We start from the raw sequence: 19,739 nt of genomic DNA on the forward strand, positions 1-19,739 counted from the left end.
CGACCCGTCAGCACCGCCTCAGCAGCGCCGGTGAAGGGGGTTCTAAGTATAACCGCATAAGTCCGCAAGCAGAAAATGACGTCCTGGGCGATTTTTTTCCATCTTTCCGCTTAACCTATATTTATCAATATCTTAAGGCGCACAACCCGCCTCCTCGAACAGCAATCTCACCAGTTGAAATACAAGTTGGACCCACACCTGTCCGCGTCGCCAGTAAGCGCACCCCTATATATAGACAGGGCACCCAATCACACCACAAGACTCAAACGAGTCGGAAGCGATTCCATGAGTCGGAATCGGCCCAAAAAACCGTGCCGGCACTCAGTTCAGGTATAGATTCCGCGCGTCTTTACCCACGCCGGGCTTGCGCATTAGTCCGGGATGCTGTGTGGTCGCCTCTGTAAGATGCCCGGGTTAGCCGTGAAATGACCACCAATACAGCCGACATGTTTCCACGCATAAATACCGTAGGCTATGACGGCCTTCTTGTTTCCTTTGCCGATGCCATGGCCGAACCCTCGAACCGGGCGGCGCTGGCCTTTAGGGGCGCAATCGACGCGGCATCCTGGAACGGTGTTGTCGAAACCTCTGCATCGCTTGCATCGGCCTACCTGAGGTTCGATCCCGACAAATTACCTCGCGCTGAAGTCCAAGATAGAGTGCGACACCTACTTGCACAGCAAAATTGGTTTGAGGCACCACTGCCTGCCGGTCGCAGATTGTGGCGGGTCCCCACAGTTTATGGGGGCAAGCTTGCTCCGCAACTGGACGAGGCAGCGGCGGCGGCGGGGTTGGATTCCATGGAAGCCGTTCGGCGGCTGAGCGACACAAAGGTACGCGTATTAACCATTGGCTTTGCACCGGGGCAGCCGTATCTTGGTCCGCTTGGTCCTAAGTTTAATATTCCACGTCTGAAGGAACTGACTCCTATGGTCCCAGAGGGGGCCTTGGTAATGGCAATTTCCCAATTCGTACTGTTCTCGGGCCCCACTCCGACCGGTTGGCGGCACGTGGGCCAAACCGCATTTCGCTGCTTTCGCCCTGACGCACCGCAGAGCTTTGCGTTGAAGCCAGGGGATGAAATGCAGTTCCTGTCCGTTTCGCGCGACGAACTGGAAACCATCCGCGCCAACAACTCGGACGGCTCAGGCGGGGCCACCTGCGAGGAGATCGCGGGATGAGTCTGATTGTTCATCGCATTGGCCCGGCCTGCACCATACAAGACCAGGGTCGTGTCGGGTATCTGGATCAGGGGCTGTCCCGATCCGGCGCCGCCGACCAACTGGCCCTGCACGAGGGCGCAGCGTTGCTGCGTCAAAGCCCGGGACTTGCCGCTTTGGAAATGGCTGGAATGGGTGGCGAGTTCGAGGCAACGCAATCTCTCGGCATCGCTCTGACAGGTGCTCCGATGCAGGCCAGCATTGATGGCGCACCAGTGGTCTGGAATGCGTCGCAACAGATGGAAGCCGGGCAGCGGCTGGTGATTGGTGCTGCGACGCGCGGGACCTATGGCTACCTGCATGTCAGCGGTGGGATCGCGTCCGAAGCTTTTCTGGGATCACGCTCAGCGCATTTGACCGCTAAGATCGGAAGTACCATTGAGACCGGAGATACATTGCCAGTCGCCGACGGATCAGGCGTGACGGGTATGAAACTTAACCCGGATGATCGCTTCTCGGGTGGCGTTCTACGCGTGATCGCCAGCTTTCAGACCCCCCTGTTTGACCAGGAAACGTTGGACCGCTTTGTGCAAACCGAATTTCGGCGTGGCAGTCGGGCCAACCGAATGGGGATGCAGTTGGATAGCGAGGGCGAAGGTTTCGCGGCCCACGGTCAGCTGAACATTCTGTCCGAGGTCATCACCCCCGGTGACATACAGATGACCGGAACAGGCAGCCCCTTTATCCTATTGCCTGAATGTCAGACCACCGGAGGCTATCCCCGTATCGCGACGGTTCTGCCCTGTGACCTGCCGCGCGCGGCACAAACCCCGGCGGGCGGGCAGATCAGGTTTGAATTCGTGTCACTGGACACGGCCACAGCCCTGCAAACCGCCCACAATGCCGAACTTGCCCGCCTACCTGCGCAAATCGAACCGCTGGTCCGCGATCCGCATGACATCCCGGACCTCTTGTCCTACCAATTGATCGGCGGAATGATCTCTGCCACCGACTAGGGAGTACCACCTATGCCAAGCGTCGATCTGAATGCCGATATGGGCGAAAGCTTTGGCCCCTGGAATATGGGCGATGATGAAAATCTGCTTAAGATTATCACCTCTGCCAATATCGCTTGTGGCTTTCATGCCGGTGACCCTGATGTGATGGCCAAGACGATTACACTGGCTGCGGAAAACGGCGTCGGGATCGGCGCGCACCCGGGCTTTCCTGACCTGCAGGGATTTGGTCGGCGGAATATGAAAGTTCCCCATGATTCCTTACGCAATCTGGTTCGTTACCAACTGGGCGCTGCGATCGGCATGGCCAAGGCCGTTGGCACCAAAGTGCGGCACCTGAAACTGCACGGGGCGCTGGCCAACATGTGCTCGGTCGATATCGACATGGCCCGGGCCTGCTATCAGGGCGCACTGGATGTCGATCCGGACATCATCATCATGGTTCTGGCTGTTACCAAACAAGAAGAAGCCGTGCGTGAATTGGGGTGCAAGTGGGTCGGCGAGATCTTTGCGGACCGGGCCTATAACGACGACGGAACCCTTGTCGATCGCAGCCTGCCCGGCGCGGTTATTCATGACCCCGAAATTGCCGGACTACGCATCCTGAACATGGTGCGCGAAGGTGCCATCATCACCGAAAGCGGATCGCGATTGGAAACGTCGATCGATACGATATGCCTACATGGTGATGGCCCCACTGCGGTGCAGATTGCACGTTCGGTTCGGGCATGTCTGATCGAGGGCGGGGTCGAGGTAACAAAATTCATGCGGTAGAAAGAAGGCCTTAAACCTGACGATCTATCCTATGACTGTTGCCTGCACGGAATTCAGACCCTAGCATGACCAGCAAGTGCATGTTCTGAATACCACAATTCCAAGCAACGCCATGCCGAACCGGTATAGGCAAGGAGGTTGGCCAATGTCTTTCGATCTGATGAATTACGAACCGCGCGGCGACAAAAAGAACTCTGAGTTTTTCCACCAATATCTGCCGATGATCTACGAACGCCGCCAAAGCTCGGGCGTGGCCGACCAGGTTGGGGCGATGCGTGCGATCGTCATTCAGGTTGAACCGGACGCGATGTTCGACACGCTGATCGAGCTTTATGTCATGACACCCTACCGGCATACGGCCAGCTATCTGGGCCAGACGCACAAATTTGCGGTGCTGCATTCGCACTCCGATTATCCCGCGATGATTGTCATGGCTCCGCTCAGCGCGACCTTCGAAGACTTTATCCCGCGCATCAACCGTATGTACCCGCTGGCCCGTAACACCCCCCAGACCCGCTATGTCGGAGAGGTTTATGGCGCCACGGACCTCAAGACCCTGACCAAAACGCTTGAAGATCAGAACATCAGGTTTGAGTACAAGGGAGACACCGAAAACCCGTTCTACACATCGGACGGGTTCAGATTTACGTCTCCGTCCGATTTCACCTGTAACAGGGTTGGCTACTCATCCTTGGATTTCAACGACACCGACAGCCTTGGTTTGGGTGACCGGATATTGCTGAGCAATGACGAACAGGCGCGACTGGATCAGGCGGCGGCATTCGGGGCAGACAGCAAAATCGCGCCTTTGATGCTGGGGGTCGACCACCTTGCAACACGCATTCTGGCTGGTGAGCGTGAGGACGCGATCCTCGAGTTTTTGACCATGGTGCCCTATTACTTTTGGGGCGCGTACAACATCTTTGACATGAACTCGTCGACCAATGTGAACCGGAACGCGAATGTCGACGATGATAAGAAATCCCCCGCCAAGGTCTTCACCGCGAACAACACGCCCTCTTTCGTCAATTCCTTTGAACAGTTGCCGATGCCGACCGAGGATTTCGTGCGGAACTTTGGCCGTCGCCTGCACCACATGGCGATCGAGATCCAGGACGGCGACCACGGCGCGGGTGAAAAGAACGTTGATTTTGTAGTCAACACACTCAAAGATGAAGGTGTCCCGTTCCTGGCCCATGTGGTGGGCGAGTGTAAGGATGATCCTAACCTCAAGCAGATCTTCTCAAAGCATTCGACGTACACGCTGTTGATCACTGAGTATATCGAGCGCTGCCACCACTATGACGGGTTCTTTACCAAGGATAACGTTGCCGCCCTGACCGCGGCGGCAGGTCAGGATGAACAATACGAACACGGCCACGTCTTCGACTGACAAAAAAAGGCTGCGAGTTTCCTCGCAGCCCAGATCCATTCAGGAGAGTATGCCGAGCCTTATGACGGCCCGATCATGAAACAAGTGACATTCCGGGCCTGCAACCGGCGACAAGCCAGATCGGCCTGTTCGCGGGTCATGCCCTGGAATGTCGCGTCGAAGCCGCGCGAGCTTTGGTTTACCTTGCGCAGCGTGCCTTCCAGAGTGGTCATTTCCGACAGAGCGGTTTTCAGTAAGATCTTTTCCGCCTCATATCGGGTGGTATAGCGGCCTACGTTCACACCCCATAGTCGCCCGCCCGATGTGGACAGGCGGGTGACGATCTCTTGCTCGGGTTCAGGCTGGGCTGCCGGATCAGTCGAGGCCAGAACCAAATCAGCCGGCCGTGCCGCGGGACGGGTTGAGTCCCCGTCACCAAACGGTTGGATGTCGGCCGCCGCAATCGCCGCGGCGATACCATCCTTGATACGCGTGCCATTTTTGGCAGCCGTCTCAGCCACGGCGCCAGCAACCTGAACTGCAGCACCCGGTCCGGGGCGCAGAACGGGGCGCAGACTGGATTTTGGCGCGATTGTCAGCGCCGCGACGGTCGCACCCAATCCTGCGTTTCCGGCATAGGTCGGGCGCGCCGGCTTGCGGATCGGGGCGCGCGAGGGGGCGCGGCGGAAGCCCATATCCAGTAATTCGGCCACTTTGGCGTTCCGCGATGCACCGGACTTGCCACCAAAGACAGTTGCGATAATGCGTTCGTCCTTGCGTTTGGCCGATGCAACCAGGTTAAAGCCAGCAGCCCGCGTGTATCCGGTCTTGATCCCGTCCGCACCTTTGTAAGCTGCCAACAGACGACGGTTCGTGTTTGGAACCGTCTTGATCCCGGCATGTGTGGATTGGCGCGAAAACAGGTTGTAGTACTGCGGGTAATCATAAAGCAGATGGCGACCCAACGTGGTCATATCCCGCGCGGTCGACAAGTGACCTGATTCCGTCAGGCCATGCGCGTTCTTGAACGTTGTGCGGCTCATACCCATCGACTTGGCCGTGCGCGTCATGCGACGGGCGAATGCCGCCTCGGAACCGCTGATCGCGATACCAATGGCCGTGGCGGCATCATTGGCCGACTTCACCGCAGCTGCCCGGATCAGATATCGGAACGCAATCGTTTGCCCGGTACGCAGGCCCAACTTCGAGGGGGGCTCGGAAGAGGCCTTTTTTGTGATTCTAACGGGCGTATCCAAGGTGATTTCACCGTTCCGTACCGCCTCAAACGCGATGTAGAGGGTCATCATCTTGGTCAGAGATGCCGGATGCAATCGGGTGTCGGCATTGCGCGAATGCAGAACCTCGCCTGTCCGCGCGTCGATGACCATCGCCGCATATGGTGCCGCAAATCCCTGCAACGGCGCGAAGGAGAGCAGCCACAATAATGCTAAAAGAAATAAGCCCATTCGGGCCGGAACTGTCCGCCGAACCTGCACGATCTTTGCCTCTGTCTACCTCAGGCCGCCGGGTTTACCCGGTCAGCGCTCATTATATTTTATTACTGACAAGGCTAACACAGAGACCCCATGAAATAAACCGAAAGCGTGCAAATTCGCTGTTTTGTTAAGAGTCCGAAACGGCACTACATGTAGACACGCACAGTCCGTGACCTACCACATCCACGCAAATTGAACCCCTTAACGTAAATCCCGTCTCGTTTTTTGAAAACTGAGGCCAATTGGCAACATCAACTTAGGCGCTGAACCAGATCAGCAAGTTCGCCCAAGTCCCGCAGTTCGCTATAGCGCGGATTGTCCGCAGGGGTTTCGGCCTTCTCAATCTCCCAGACCAACCCATGAGGCACATAGACGCCCCAACACCCGGCCTGAATTGGGGCGACGACATCGGATCGCATCGAATTGCCCACCATCATTGCAGAATCACAACCCTCACCATGTCGCGCAAAGATTTCACGGTAGGTTTGAGCCGATTTTTCGGACACGATCTCGACCTCGTCGAACAACTCTCCCAGACCGGATTGCGCCAGCTTTCTCTCTTGATCGATCAGGTCGCCCTTGGTGATTAGAATCACCCGATGCGTATCAGTCACCGCTTCGATGGCCTCTCGCGCGTGGGGCAAAAGCTCGATCGGGTGGGCCAGCATGTCCTGCCCCGCTTCGACCAACTGGCGGATAACCGAGGCTGGAACACGGTCGTCGGTTACTTCGATTGCGGTTTCGATCATCGACAGGGTGAAGCCTTTGATTCCGTAGCCGTAGCGCCGGATATTGCGTTTTTCCGCAGCAAGCAGCCGATCCAACAGGTGATCGCGATCAGCGTGATCGGCCAGCAATTCCGTGAAATGGGTCTGCGTCAGTTTGAAAAACCGCTCGTTGTGCCAAAGCGTGTCGTCGGCGTCGAACCCAATTGTGGTCAGCGCTTTTTCCATTTCGATTACGTCCTGCCGGCTCTTTTCTCTGGCCCCATGCACGTTATATAACCGATCAGACAAACCGAAGCCTGAATCGGACAAAGGCGCAATGACTGAACACAAATGGATGATGTCTGACCAACCGGACAACGACGATGATCCGTCGCTGTTGGTGCAGACGCGCCCTAAGACCAAGCGCCCGCCGTTGTACAAAGTACTGCTGCTGAACGACGACTACACGCCGATGGAATTCGTGGTGCATGTGTTGGAGCGTTTCTTTGGCATGACCCATGCCGAGGCGTTTGAAATCATGTTGATCGTCCACAAGAAAGGCGTCGCCGTGGTTGGCGTGTTCAGCCATGAGATCGCCGAATCCAAAGTGGGCCAGGTCATGGACTTTGCCCGCAGGCACCAGCACCCCCTGCAATGCACAATGGAACGGGAAGAGTAAGGCCACCTTAGCCTTCTCTCTCATATTTGCCGATGTCCCCTCGTCTTGATCTTGCCCTGCAAAGCGGCCTTGAGCTGTCGCAACCACTCAGCGTGCTTGGACCGACATCCGACAGCGATCTGTCGGCCCTGTCGCGTGAAACGCAGGTTGTGCAGCCATTCAAACCGTTTCACGACCACTTTGCCGGACAGGGCTTTGCCGCCGTCCCGGAAGCCCACGACCCTTGTCAGGATGCCATCGTGATCATGCCCCGCGCCAAGGCGTTGGCGCGCAGCATGGTGCATCAGGCCTGTCAGCGGGCCAGCGGGCTGATTGTCATAGACGGTGCCAAAACCGACGGCGTCGATAGCCTGCTGAAAGACATCCGCAAACGCGTTGACGTCGAAGGGCCCATCGCCAAGGCGCATGGCAAGATCTTCTGGTTCCAATCCGCACCCGAGGCTTTTGCCGACTGGGCCGCCCCGGACAATCAGACAGTCGATGGCTTTCAGACCGCGCCCGGTGTGTTCTCGGCTGATGGGATCGACCCTGCCTCGGCCCTGCTGCTGGGCGCATTACCCGAAAAGCTGGGTGCAAGGATCGCTGATTTGGGCGCTGGCTGGGGGTATCTCGCAGCCGGTGTGCTAAAGGCCGCCAATCCGCGCGCGTTACATCTTGTCGAGGCAGACCAGATCGCCCTTACCTGCGCACGCGTCAATTTGGCCAAGACCTGCGCGCAGTTCCACTGGGCCGACGCCGTCACGTGGAACGCGCCGGAACCGTTGGACACGGTGATCATGAACCCTCCGTTCCACACATCGCGCGCCGCCGACCCTGAGCTGGGTCAGGGCTTTATCAAATCCGCAGCTCGAAACCTGACCCGGAGCGGCAATCTGTGGATGGTCGCCAATCGCCACCTGCCCTACGAGGTCACGCTGGCCGAGAATTTCGTACAGGTTCAAGAGGTGTCCGGCGACAATCGGTTCAAGGTTTTTCACGCCTCTCGCCCTCGACGGTGATCCCGGTTAACCTCTGCCGCAAATCAGGAGACAACGCATGTCCTTTTCCATAGCCGGCAAGACCGCCATTGTCACAGGCAGCGCCAATGGTGTCGGACTGGCCATCGGGCGCCACTTTGCAGATGCCGGCGCCAATGTCATGTTCGCCGACATGGACGAAAAACGGCTGTCCGACGAGCTTGGCGAACAGGCCGATGACAGCAACATCCGGTTTTTTGCTGGCGACCTGCGGGAAAAGCTGACCATCGCGAACCTGCTGTCTGCCACGCTTGATGCGTTTGATCAGGTGGACATCCTGATCAATGGCGCGCGCCAGGTGATCCCGTCCGATCCACTGGACGCGGACGACGATTCCGTACGCATGTTGCTCAATCAGAACCTGATGCCCTCGCTGCGCCTAAGCCAGGCGGTCGCCAAACGCATGATAAAACAAGCAGGTGACACTGACGAAGGCCCCGCCGGGTCGATCATCAACCTGTCTTCAATCGCCGCTCGGCGCACCCACCCCGATCTGATGGCCTATTCTGTATCCACCGCCGCGCTGGATCAGATGACACGTTCGCTGGCCGTTGCCCTGGCCCCGAAACGGATCCGCGTTAATTCCATCGCCCTGGGGTCGGTCATGAGCGCCTCGCTCCAGTCCACGCTCAAGGAAAACCGGGATTTTCGCAACGATATCGAGAAACATACGCCCCTGGCCCGGATCGCGGCCCCGAATGAACTGACCGAGACGGCACAGTTCCTGGCCTCGGACGCGGCCGGTTTCATCACCGGACAAATTCTGACAATTGATGGCGGTCGCACCTTGCTGGACCCCGTCGCAGCCCCGGCCCATTAATCCTTATGTTCGATACAGAAAAATCAACCGCCGCTGCGTGGTTTCGTCAATTGCGCGATGACATCGTCGCCGCGTTTGAGGCACTTGAAGACACCCACAGCTCTGGCCCTTTTGCAGACGAAGCACCAGGCCGGTTCGAGGTCAAGGAAACCAAACGCCAATCCGAGGACGGCAGCGATGCGGGCGGCGGGTTGATGTCCGTGATGCGTGGCGGGCGGGTCTTTGAAAAGGTCGGTGTCAATGTCTCGACCGTATACGGCACTTTGGGTGCGCGGGCGCAACAGGCCATGGCAGCGCGCAAGGGAATTCCGGGCATGACCGAAGATCCGCGTTTCTGGGCGTCGGGCATCTCTCTGGTCGCGCATATGCAAAACCCGCATGTACCGGCCGTACATATGAACACCCGCATGTTCTGGACCCCACACGCATGGTGGTTCGGCGGCGGTTCAGACTTGAATCCCTGCATCGAATACGATGAGGACACAGCGCATTTTCACGCCACCCAAAAAGCGCATCTGGATCCACATGGTCCCGGCCATTATCCCCGCCTGAAAGACTGGGCGGATGAGTATTTCTATATCCCCCACCGCAAGCGCGCCCGAGGTGTAGGCGGGATATTCATGGATGATTATTGTACCGGAGACTGGGCCGCAGATTTCGCGCTGACCCAGGATATCGGTCGCGCGTTCCTGCCTGCCTTCCTGCCATTGGTGGAAAAGCGTCGAGTCCAGGATTTTGATGAGACGGCCAAAGACACGCAACTGGTGCATCGGGGCCTTTATGCCGAATACAACCTTGTCTACGACCGGGGCACAAAATTCGGGCTGGAAACCGGCCATGACCCGGATGCGGTGCTGATGAGCCTTCCGCCAATGGCAAAATGGACCTGATAGATTAGCGGAACCCAAAATCCAGGAAGTTGTCAAAGCAATAGCCCTGCGCGGACCCCGCCGACATGTTCTCACCCACACGTTTTACGGTAATCGAATATCCCGGCGTGGTATCGACACCATCCGGTGGGGTGAGTGAAAACTGCACCGTACGCACGCCCTTTTCGTAGGCGCGGACAATGTAGATACGCTGAGTTGCTTTGGTTCTCAGGCTGCGAATAGCAAAGTCGCCTATCCCGCACCAATACGAGACCGGGGCGGAAGAGCCACTTACGGCGACCTCGTATACACCGTTGTTCATAGGCGTGACTGTGGTTTTGAAACCTGGGTAAGCGCCGATTCCGATCCCAATTCCCTGTGCAAATACAGGCGACACCGCAAATGTTGCCAGGGCCGCTATTTTCAAAACTCGCATAATGGCAATTCCTGTTTCGAAACAATTATTCAAGATCATACCGGACACGTGGTCCGAGTAAAGCGGCGCCATATTCGGGATTTTGTCCGACAGAATCCCGACACGGCACATACAGGCAAAACAGTATCATTTTGGATCTTAAGCAATTAGGATCAAGGCATATATTGGCTGGGGTTTGTTTTGAGCAAAGCGTTTCCAAATGACTGGTTCGATATCCCGTCCGAAAAATACGCGGATTTCGGCGCCATGTTCTATCTTGCATCGCTGACCAATACACACAGGCCGCGCACCCTTGGACAGGTGCTTTATGCCTTTGAAACGCCTTTTCGGCTAAACCAGTACCACATTTTTCGGCAGAACGGTTTCCCGCGCGGGTTTGTGACCTTCGCGGGCCTCAGCCGTGAAGCCGAGCGTCGGTATGCCATTCAGGAAAAGCCACTGAAGGATACGGATTTTGCCAGCGGCACGTCCTTCTGGATCGTCGACCTCGTGGCCCCATTTGGACAGACCAACCAGATCGTCGACATTTTGAAGAAGGAAATCCCCCACCCCCGAGTCCGAACCAATCGGATGGACAGCGACCTGACCCGAAATCGCATCGTGGAGTGGACCCGCGACGACGCGGGGGAGGTACACATGAAACTTTACCGGAAGAAAGAATTTCGTGAGGTCCTGAAAATGGAGGGGTCTTGAAATGGTATCGATCGTAGGGACAACAACTGGCTTTGTGACCGGAGATCCCCCTAATCAGGCCAGTGGCGATCTTGGCTTGACCGGCTTTCCTCGGACGCAATCCTGGTCGATCTCTGATCAACCATCACTGGGCGTGGCCTCCATTAACCCAAATACCGGCGAATGGACCTACACGGTCAATCAAAGCGATTTTGACGATATCCCGTTCGGGACTACGGTCACAGATACCTTCACGGTACAGGTCACCGGATTGGACTTTTTCTTCCAACCATATGACCTGACCCAAGAGATCACCATCACCCTTGAAGGCGTGTGCTTTACTGCAGGCACCTGGATCCTGGCTGAAAAAGGCAATCAAAAGATAGAAACCCTGAGCGTTGGCGACAAGGTGATGACCGTAGATCGCGGGCTGCAACCGATCCGGTGGGTGGAACGCAGCGCCTTATCGCCGGACCGATTACGTGACAATCCGACCATGCGCCCGGTTCGGATCAAGGCTTGTAGCCTTGGCGCAGGACAGCCCGAACGCGATCTGCTGGTATCACAGCAGCATCGCATTCTGGTCAGCGGACCAAAGGTCGAGCTTTTGTTCGGCACGCCCGACGCGCTGGTTGCGGCCAAGCACCTTTGTTCCTGGCCAGGTATCGCGATTGACACCTCGGATGACGCGGTCGAGTATTTTCACATCCTGCTGGATAACCACGAAATACTGACAGCCGAGGGCGCACTGGCTGAAAGCCTCTATCTCGGCGAAGAATCCCTGTACACACTGTCCTCGGACGCACTGCAGGAACTCGCCGCCATTTTCCCCGACACAACCACGCCGAATACGATGGGCTTCGGCCGGGCAGCCCGCCTGATCCTGCGAGAATTCGAAGTCCGCGCGCTGGCTTAGGCCCCGCGCAAGTGCCCGCCCACGTCCTGCGGTGCCAGTGCGACCGTTTTGATGACCGCAAAACAGGGTTTGCCCGGTTCCAACCCCAACGCTTCGACTGAGCGGCGGGTGACGCGGGCCAATACAGAACCCGCGGGCGTTTTTACGGACACAATCGCACCCGGCCCCTCGCCCGCGCGGATCGTGTCGACCGTTCCTTCCAGAACATTTAAGGCCGAAAGTCCTTCGGGGCGTTTGCTGGACAGAATAACCTCTTGTGCAGGAATGCGGATGCGCAATTCTTCCGCAATTTGCAGAGGTATCCGGGGCAGAAACAAGGGCGACCCGCCTGCGTCCAACTCGGTCAACCCGTCCGAATGGTGTTTGACGACCCGAACCTGCAACACTGCACCGACGGCCCGCACACCAGCCGGTGCGACTGACGGATCGGCCAATACTTCGGAGGCAGGGCCATGTCGTAAGACCTTACCCTCTTGCAGAGCGACAACCGATGTCGCCAAGCGCGCAACTTCTGCAGCCGAGTGTGTAACGTACAGAATCGGCACCGAAACCTCATCCCGCAGCCGTTCGAAGTAAGGCAGGATCTCGGCCTTTCGTGCGTCGTCGAGAGCCGCTAGAGGTTCATCTGCCAGGATCAGGCGCGGACTGGCCAGAAGGGCGCGCCCAATGGCAACACGCTGTTTTTCCCCACCGGACAACCCCGAAGGGCGCCGGTTCAACAGGTGCCCGATCCCCAGCATTTCGATCACTTTGTCCGGGCTTTCGCGGCGCGCACTCTTGGGTGCAAACCATTTCCCATAGAACAGATTCTGGCGCACGGTGAGATGTGGAAAAAGACGGCCTTCCTGAAAAATGTAACCCAGCCGTCTTTTGTGCGGCGGCAACCAGAGGCCTTGCGCGGTGTCGAACAGCTCCCACTCGTCTACAGCAACCCGACCGGCCATGGGTTTCACCAAACCAGCGACTGCATTCACGATGGTTGTCTTTCCAGACCCGGACCGCCCAAACAAAACCGTCACACCGGGTGGGGCATCAAAACTCAGATCCAGCTTGAGGTCGGGTAGATCGTGCTGCAGGCGAACGGACAGGCTCATGATCCGGCCACCCGTGCAGCGACACGCCGCCCAATGAACTCGGACAACAACAGCGCGCTCATGGCAACCACGATCGAAATGACCACCAAACGGGTGGCCGCTGCTTCGCCGCCCGGGACTTGCAGGAAGGCATAGACCGCTGACGGCAGGGTTTGCGTCTGACCGGGGATATTCGACACAAAGGTAATCGTGGCCCCGAACTCTCCCATCGCTTTGGCAAAGGCCAGTATTGCCCCGGCGATTACGCCGGGCAGGATCATCGGAAGGGTCACCGTTGCAAATACAAACAGGCGCGATGCACCCAGTGTGGCCCCGGCCTGTTCCAGTCTGGGGTCCACAGCTTCGATCGACAGGCGTATGGCCCGCACCATCAGCGGAAATGCCATAATACCCGCGGCAAGGGCAGCCCCGGTCCAACGAAACGCCACGACAATTCCGATCTCTGCCAGCAACTTGCCCAGCGGCCCCTGGATTCCAAAAGTCAGAAGAAGCAGATAGCCGGTCACCACCGGCGGCAGGATCAAGGGTAGATGCACCAGCCCATTCAAGACCTGCCGACCCGGAAACCGCCATCGGGCCAGCGCGTAGGCAACGAATATGCCCAACGGCAATGTCACCAGCGTTGCCCAAAGCGAAACGCGCAGCGACAGTTTTAGCGCCTCAAGCTCTGCAGGTCCCAACCACCCCATCCCGCTATCCGTTCGGCAGGGTGAAACCCTGCTTTTCAAACACGGCCCGCGCGGCCTGAGATTGCAGGTACTTCAGAAACACCTGCACGCCATCTGCACCTGCTGTCGTCACTGCTGCAGGGTAGATGATGGGCGGATGCAGGCCAGGCGAAAACTCGGCGATGACCCGAACTCGTCCCTCGACCTGCGCATCGGATCGGTAGACGATCCCCATAGGGGCCGCACCAGTGGCAACCAGTGCAAGGGCTGCACGCACATTATCTGTTTGCGCGACCTGAGCTTGAACACCCTGCCACAGCCCCAAGCTCTCCAACGCCGCCTTTCCGTAGATCCCTGCCGGCACGGCATCAACCAGCGCCATGGCCAGGTATCCACCATCCAGCGCTTCGGTCAGATCGACCCCGGGGCGCATTTCGCCAATGTCAGCCCCTTCGTCCCCAGCGACCAGAACCAGGCCATTGCCCAGCAGATCTACACGCGTAGTGGGGTCAATCAGGCCCTGTTCTTGTAGCACATTCATCCAGTCCACATTGGCGGAAATGAACAGATCTGCCGGGGCACCCAACTGAATCTGGCGCGCAAGAACGGACGAGGCCGCGTAAGATACGGTTACGCCCTGCCCGGTTTCTTGCTCAAAATCAGATGCCACCTCATCAACCGCAGTTTTGAGGCTGGCCGCTGCAAACACCAAAATCCCCTCAGCCCCCGCGCGAAGCGGGGCCAGCGTCAAAGCGCCCAGAACCAGGGCCGCGATCAGAACTCGGCGCGCGTGGGACAGGATCGGTTTTCTCCCGCCTGGAAAGTTGCAGTTCCTTTGGGAATATCTGAGGCGGTAGGTGACACGCAAGCGCCTTTGCAATCACCTACGAAGCAGAACGTAAAACGACAGACCTCACACAATCGAAACGACCCCACAGCACAAGGCACGGCGAATTTCCCGACGGATTGAATTACCAAAGGCGAACAAATCAGATTCTGGGAAAGAAAAACTGCCGGACCCTCTTGCACCCGGGCGCAGGCTTGGCTACATGCACCGTCACGGGTGATTAGCTCAGTTGGTAGAGCGCTTCGTTTACACCGAAGATGTCGGGAGTTCGAGTCTCTCATCACCCACCATCCTTTCCCCACTATGTATCAAGGTCTTACGCGACTAGCACCTTTTGCTGTGCTGCGCATGAAACTGTGTCCGCTGCGCCTCCGCTGCACTTAAACGGAATAGATGTCTCCAACACAGGAGATATAGGCCATGGCAACAATCGTAAAACGGCCTAGCGGAAAGTGGCAAGCAACGGTTCGGAAAGACGGGCAATCTCGATCTAAGTCCTTTCTAAAGCGTGCTGATGCGGCGAAGTGGGCGCGAGAGACGGAGTTAAGCGCCGACAGAGGAATGCTGACGCCTACTCTCGGTGTGAGCGCATCCGAGATGACCCTTGGAGAGGTGTTGCGCAAATACCGAGATAACGTCACGAGCGAGAAACGATGTGCGGACAATGAAAGTTACGCAATAAACGGGTTTCTGCAGAAAGGTTCCAAGCTAGCCAAAATGAAGGTCAGCAAGCTGCGATCCGCTGACTTTGTCCGCTATCGTGACCAGCGCATCAAAACCATGAAGGCAGCGACTGTCGTTAGGGAGCTGGGTTGGTTACAGCACGCCCTTGATATCGCCTGTGAGGATTGGGGGCAAAACGTGCCTCAAGGAAACCCGGTCAAGCCTGTCCGACGACCAAAGATTAACAACCGCCGCGAAAGACGATTGCAGGAAGGAGAATGGCAGGCTTTGTTGGGAGCCGTGAACCAAGCTCGGTCTCCGTTGATGAAGCCGCTGCTAACACTGGCTCTGGCGACCGGGATGCGACGCGGGGAATTGCTGTCAATGCAATGGAAACACGTAGACCTTGAGCGTCGGACAGTGTTCTTGCCCCAAACCAAAAACGGTCGCGCCCGTACAGTGCCTCTCAGCCCAAATGCCGTTGCCGTACTGATGGGCCTGCCACGCGAGGAAGACCGGTGTATGCCGCTGTCTGGTAACTCTGTGCGGTTGGCCTTTGAACGTCTCAGGCAACGGGCGGGCGTGGTTAATCTTACATTTCATGATATTCGGCACGAGGCGGTGTCCCGCTTTGTGGAAAGCGGGTTATCGCTGGCGCAGGTCCAAATGATCAGCGGGCATCGGGACTTGCGGATGTTGATGCGTTACACCCATCTGCAAACCGATGACATCGTGGCGAAGCTGGCAGCCGTAGAACTTGCTTAAATCGACTTGATACAGTGCAGGGTAGTCAACCTCTCCCCAATGCATCAGCAGGGACCACCCTCACCCTTATCCAGCGACAACAAGTGTCCCTAGTGCATTTTGGCGCTCCGGTTGCTGACCGTTCATTCCTCAAGCATTGGGCAATGACGTTAGTCCTTCGGCTAGCGGACACACTAGGCGCTAACCCTCCCTCCCAAGAACTAACAGGCGTCCCCCTCCCTCTGTTGAGCAAAACCCCTCCGTCAATTGAGCATACAGGTTTCGCTTGGTCAGCGTTAATCAGGTTGCTTTGAAGGGTTTGGATTTCCTTCACTCCAATGCGAGTGGAGTAAGTCGCCATTAAGCGCAAGTAAACAAACACAAAATCACGCCGACCTGTAAGCAAAGGTACTGAAAAGAGGGCTATTGATCCCTCTAGTTTAGCCATTGCGTGTTCACCGGGATTTCTCCCAATCGCCCCAATGGGGCAATTCCATTTGCTCGGCATCCACCAGAGCGCATTCCCCAAACTGGTCCAATGGGCCAAAAACAAGAGGCTTACATGCCCCATATCACTATTGCCGATAAACCGTGTGGCTATGGCAAATCCACAGAGATCAACCGCAGTTTCAATAAGTCGGAGAAGTACATCGCTGTAGTTCCCTACCTAAGTGAGGTAGAACGCTTCATCAAAGGTGCCCGAACAGATTCCGACTTCATCCTCACACAGCCTATTTGTAATGGCGGCAACAAAAGTGATCACTGCGAGAAGTTGATCCGAGCGGGTAAGTCAATCGCTTGTACTCACGCACTTTTCTACCGGCTTGGAACTTTAGCAACCCAAAGTACAGGCGTTGCGAGATGTACTGAGTTTGACAGCGATGGCAAACCGACCATCGAAGTCGATCACTTACTTTATGGATACAATCTCATCATCGACGAGGTCGTAAACCCCTTCGAGGTGGACCAGACTGTCCGAAAGGTTGACTTTGATACAGCTTACTTAGGCCTTGGCTTGGCGACAGAGGAGCCTGACGGACGTATTGTTCCAACGGAAATGTGGGATGAGCTATATCGCAAAGGGAACAAGACATTTGATCGATCCCTCTATGACAAAGCCAAGTCGGGCGCACTGTATCGCATAAGCGAGAAACTGTTCGTCCTCGCCATTCCCAAAGAACTCTTGCTCAAGCCCAAATCCGTAACGATTTACACGTACCTTTCGGAAGGATCGGTGCTGCTGCAGTACCTGCAAAAACTGCGGAAAGACCACCCCGGCTCCTTCACTTTGGAGGTGCAGCGTCTGGACAAGGAAGTCGAGGCGGCATGGCGAGAAGACGTTGCTAGCGCGCTAACGGTTCTACCCATACCGGAGTTGGAGAACCAAGAGTGGACACATTGCGCACAGCTAAACAAGATCAAAACGCATCGGCAGTGTTCTGCAGTTGGCCACAAGCTACGCAAGTTCAAGGATAGAGAATTGTATGGTGTAGACCCCACAACCGTTATGCTGACTTGTGCACGTGGTCTGTGGCATGGCGCTGCGACCGGGCAAAAGCCAAAGGCAGGTAGGCTAGCAAGGCACTCACGGCTGTTCGGTCGCGCCTTAAAGGAAGAAGTGTACAACAAGGACACGGAGACCTTTGACGAAGTGTGGACCACAGACAGTGTTCGCTTCGTACCCAACACCACACGTGGGACCAATGACCATGTAGGGTGCACCACAGCGGTGTACCTATATGACCAAAACCCCAACCCACAACTGCTCACGTTCCTTCGCATGAAACGCAACAGTAATGAGGCTCGAAGGTTCTCTGACGCCTATGCGTTGACCGAACTGGTGCAGTGGCTGTTCCGGTCCGCAATACGTGTCGGTGGCCTAAACGGAACGGGACGCGCCTACACGCCAAGGCGTCGGGTAACGCTGTACATGCCATCTCAGAGAATGCGGAACCTACTGTTAAACTGGCTGCTGACGGGACAGGTCAACAGTAGACCGGTCAATGCGAAAGGACAGAGACAGATTGAGTTGCTTGCCCGGTTGGAGGGTCGTCAGGTGGCGGCAGTAGCCTAATGCCGTTTGACATAACAGCGGAACAGACGTTCCTAACTCGTGAAGAGGCCGCCCTGTGCGGCCTTTCTCGTTTCTGGACGGGTCGTCCGTGTAAGTATGGGCACGTGTCCGAGCGGTACGTTAGCAATCGCCAGTGTGTGCAGTGCAACGCAGAGCAAACGGCGCAGCGAGATCGGAGATGTCGAGCAGTCGACCCATCTTACCGGATGTACAGGTCGGTACTAAACCGGTCGGGACAAGTGCTGATGGGGCGGGCGAGCCCATCTAATTCGGTTGGCTGCTCTCAGGAGGACTTGAAACAACACATTGAGGCCCGGTTCTCAGACGGCATGACATGGGATCGGTATGGTCAATGGGAAGTGGACCACATAGTACCACTTTCGGCTGCACGGTCTTTGGAGCAACTCGTTGAGCTCTGCGACTACACCAATCTTCAACCTCTTTGGAAACGAGACAATCTTGCAAAGGGCGGGGCGTAAGCCTCGCCCTTGCGGGCTGACATCTGTCTTCTTTGAACAATACAGGTTCCACAAGCGGCTCAGACCGAGCCGATGACGAATATACAGGGCTAAAGGCGGTTACTTGACGTGCGCCGCAAGCGCGATACTTTACTTGACGATTGATTGGGCTAGCCTTTTTATGACCCGCAACCCAAACACTAGGTTGGACGATGGTAACCGAGTGTCAATCGCGTTGGCGTGTTGCAGCAGCTACACCAAGTTTCCAGAAATTCCGGGAAGTTCACATTTTGCGAATTAGCAACTATATTATCTACGAGAGCTTGGAGAGGACCTTCTTGACTTACGATCCGCGCAAGGCAGCGCAGACCATCGCGTACTTGACCGTCAAGAACGGTCGGCACCCCTTGAATATCCTCAAGGCGGTGAAGCTTGTGTATCTTGCCGACCGCGAAAGCGTGCGCCGTCACGGGTTCCCAATACAGGACGAACCACACTACTCTATGCCACACGGGCCGGTGAACTCCACCACCTACAGACACATCAACGGCGAGGTTCCTCCTGAGCATTCCGAAGGTTGGAGTGAGTATTTGTCTGACCGAACGCGGCACCGCGTTGGGTTAACTAACCGCGACATCGACCCCGACGATCTAGACGAACTCTCGGACGCAGACGTCGCTATCCTTGATGCTGTGTGGGATCAGTTCGGACATATGAGTGAATGGCAGCTTGTCGATTGGACACACGATCCTCACAACGTGCCTGAGTGGGAGGACCCGAATGGTTCTTCGCAGCTTATCCCCCTGCGTCGCATGATGGATGCCCTTGGCATCCAGAATGCCGCTGATCAGGAAAATGCGGTTCGAGAAAGCCGTCGCGCTTCTGCGTTCCTAAAGGCCCTTTGATCAGGTGCCTGTACATGAACAGGCGTCGCTATTGGTGCCGTCCGGACCAAGCCATGACCCAGACAGGAAACACCTACACATCGTATGCTCCGATCCTGATGCAAATGGCGACGTCGTGATCGTCAGCATCGCTAGCTACACCAACCCCCTCTGCGATCAGACGTGCATTCTCCAAGCCAATGATCACCCTTGGCTAAACCGCGAGTCTTATGTGCTCTATCGGTATGCGCAGATTATTGCGGCAGAAAGGCTGGAAACCGGAGTTCAGAACGGAACTGTTCTTGTCCGTGAGGACATGAACCAACAGGCGTTTCTCCGTGTGCGAAATGGCCTCTGCAATTCTCCTCAAACTA

The 19,739-nt window shown here is 56.6% G+C and carries 19 protein-coding genes and 1 tRNA gene; 14 read left to right on the forward strand and 6 right to left on the reverse strand.

Annotated elements, in window-relative coordinates; genetic code table 11:
* The first annotated feature begins 425 nt into the window (after positions 1-425).
* The 4 genes from AC2FJC_RS21555 (at position 426) to AC2FJC_RS21570 (ending at position 4,343) form a co-directional block, all read left to right on the forward strand.
* Positions 426-1,181, forward strand: coding sequence for a 5-oxoprolinase subunit B family protein (locus tag AC2FJC_RS21555; protein WP_496741541.1), 756 nt, complete (start codon positions 426-428; stop codon positions 1,179-1,181).
* Positions 1,178-2,176, forward strand: coding sequence for a 5-oxoprolinase subunit C family protein (locus AC2FJC_RS21560; protein ID WP_496741543.1), 999 nt, complete (start codon positions 1,178-1,180; stop codon positions 2,174-2,176). The genes AC2FJC_RS21555 and AC2FJC_RS21560 overlap by 4 nt, the downstream gene beginning before the upstream one ends.
* Before the next feature lie 12 nt (positions 2,177-2,188).
* Positions 2,189-2,950 (forward strand): LamB/YcsF family protein, encoded by a 762-nt coding sequence (locus tag AC2FJC_RS21565; RefSeq protein ID WP_496741545.1) that lies wholly within the window; start codon positions 2,189-2,191, stop codon positions 2,948-2,950.
* Positions 2,951-3,095: 145 nt separating this feature from the next.
* Entirely contained in the window at positions 3,096-4,343 is a 1,248-nt protein-coding gene (locus AC2FJC_RS21570) for a hypothetical protein (RefSeq protein WP_496741547.1), read from the forward strand.
* A gap of 59 nt (positions 4,344-4,402) precedes the next feature.
* Here the strand turns inward: AC2FJC_RS21570 and AC2FJC_RS21575 are convergent, their stop codons facing one another.
* The gene (locus tag AC2FJC_RS21575) at positions 4,403-5,788 is read right to left on the reverse strand and encodes a D-alanyl-D-alanine carboxypeptidase family protein (protein ID WP_496741549.1); all 1,386 of its coding nucleotides are present in this window, start codon (positions 5,786-5,788) and stop codon (positions 4,403-4,405) included.
* A 281-nt stretch (positions 5,789-6,069) separates the two neighbouring features.
* Positions 6,070-6,771, reverse strand: a complete 702-nt coding sequence (locus AC2FJC_RS21580) for an HAD family hydrolase (RefSeq protein WP_496741551.1) — start codon at positions 6,769-6,771, stop codon at positions 6,070-6,072.
* A 91-nt stretch (positions 6,772-6,862) separates the two neighbouring features.
* Between AC2FJC_RS21580 and clpS the strand changes: the two genes are divergently transcribed.
* From clpS to hemF, 4 genes are read left to right on the forward strand one after another with little or no spacing between them, the layout of a single operon-like run.
* A complete protein-coding gene (clpS, locus tag AC2FJC_RS21585; RefSeq protein WP_496741552.1) occupies positions 6,863-7,204 on the forward strand; it encodes an ATP-dependent Clp protease adapter ClpS in 342 nt (113 codons plus the stop codon).
* 32 nt (positions 7,205-7,236) lie between these two features.
* Positions 7,237-8,202, forward strand: coding sequence for a class I SAM-dependent methyltransferase (locus AC2FJC_RS21590; protein WP_496741554.1), 966 nt, complete (start codon positions 7,237-7,239; stop codon positions 8,200-8,202).
* Positions 8,203-8,239: 37 nt separating this feature from the next.
* Positions 8,240-9,040, forward strand: a complete 801-nt coding sequence (locus AC2FJC_RS21595) for an SDR family NAD(P)-dependent oxidoreductase (RefSeq protein ID WP_496741556.1) — start codon at positions 8,240-8,242, stop codon at positions 9,038-9,040.
* Between the two features lie 5 nt (positions 9,041-9,045).
* Positions 9,046-9,930 carry an oxygen-dependent coproporphyrinogen oxidase gene (hemF, locus tag AC2FJC_RS21600; protein WP_496741558.1) on the forward strand — a complete coding sequence of 295 codons (885 nt, stop codon included), beginning with the start codon at positions 9,046-9,048 and terminating at the stop codon, positions 9,928-9,930.
* Positions 9,931-9,934: 4 nt separating this feature from the next.
* Here hemF and AC2FJC_RS21605 read toward each other — a convergent pair whose 3' ends face one another.
* Positions 9,935-10,345, reverse strand: coding sequence for a hypothetical protein (locus AC2FJC_RS21605; RefSeq protein WP_496741560.1), 411 nt, complete (start codon positions 10,343-10,345; stop codon positions 9,935-9,937).
* A 180-nt stretch (positions 10,346-10,525) separates the two neighbouring features.
* On the opposite strand from AC2FJC_RS21605, the gene AC2FJC_RS21610 reads away from it, so the two are divergent.
* Both AC2FJC_RS21610 and AC2FJC_RS21615 read left to right on the forward strand, forming a co-directional pair.
* Complete coding sequence (locus AC2FJC_RS21610) at positions 10,526-11,038, forward strand: toxin-activating lysine-acyltransferase (RefSeq protein WP_496741562.1); 513 nt, start codon at positions 10,526-10,528, stop codon at positions 11,036-11,038.
* Between the two features lies 1 nt (position 11,039).
* The gene (locus AC2FJC_RS21615; protein ID WP_496741564.1) at positions 11,040-11,933 is read left to right on the forward strand and encodes a Hint domain-containing protein; all 894 of its coding nucleotides are present in this window, start codon (positions 11,040-11,042) and stop codon (positions 11,931-11,933) included.
* Here AC2FJC_RS21615 and modC read toward each other — a convergent pair.
* Genes modC through modA form a run of 3 tightly spaced genes read right to left on the reverse strand, consistent with a single transcriptional unit; the run spans position 11,930 to position 14,494 of the window.
* Positions 11,930-13,027 carry a molybdenum ABC transporter ATP-binding protein gene (gene modC, locus AC2FJC_RS21620; RefSeq protein ID WP_496741566.1) on the reverse strand — a complete coding sequence of 366 codons (1,098 nt, stop codon included), beginning with the start codon at positions 13,025-13,027 and terminating at the stop codon, positions 11,930-11,932. The two genes, AC2FJC_RS21615 and modC, sit on opposite strands and share 4 nt — an antisense overlap.
* Positions 13,024-13,716 carry a molybdate ABC transporter permease subunit gene (modB, locus tag AC2FJC_RS21625; RefSeq protein ID WP_496741568.1) on the reverse strand — a complete coding sequence of 231 codons (693 nt, stop codon included), beginning with the start codon at positions 13,714-13,716 and terminating at the stop codon, positions 13,024-13,026. The genes modC and modB overlap by 4 nt, the downstream gene beginning before the upstream one ends.
* A gap of 4 nt (positions 13,717-13,720) precedes the next feature.
* On the reverse strand, positions 13,721-14,494 hold the full coding sequence (gene modA / locus AC2FJC_RS21630) for a molybdate ABC transporter substrate-binding protein (RefSeq protein WP_496741595.1): 774 nt from the start codon (positions 14,492-14,494) through the stop codon (positions 13,721-13,723).
* A gap of 262 nt (positions 14,495-14,756) precedes the next feature.
* Here modA and AC2FJC_RS21635 point away from each other — a divergent pair.
* From AC2FJC_RS21635 to AC2FJC_RS21650, 4 genes are all read left to right on the forward strand, one after another.
* Positions 14,757-14,832, forward strand: a tRNA-Val gene (locus tag AC2FJC_RS21635).
* Positions 14,833-15,103: 271 nt separating this feature from the next.
* Complete coding sequence (locus AC2FJC_RS21640) at positions 15,104-15,970, forward strand: tyrosine-type recombinase/integrase (protein ID WP_496741570.1); 867 nt, start codon at positions 15,104-15,106, stop codon at positions 15,968-15,970.
* A gap of 541 nt (positions 15,971-16,511) precedes the next feature.
* Complete coding sequence (locus AC2FJC_RS21645) at positions 16,512-18,023, forward strand: YonV C-terminus-related protein (RefSeq protein ID WP_496741572.1); 1,512 nt, start codon at positions 16,512-16,514, stop codon at positions 18,021-18,023.
* Between the two features lie 796 nt (positions 18,024-18,819).
* The gene (locus tag AC2FJC_RS21650) at positions 18,820-19,386 is read left to right on the forward strand and encodes a Panacea domain-containing protein (RefSeq protein WP_496741574.1); all 567 of its coding nucleotides are present in this window, start codon (positions 18,820-18,822) and stop codon (positions 19,384-19,386) included.
* Positions 19,387-19,739: the final 353 nt, after the last annotated feature.

Source organism: Ruegeria sp. CDSB117 (genome assembly GCF_059611005.1).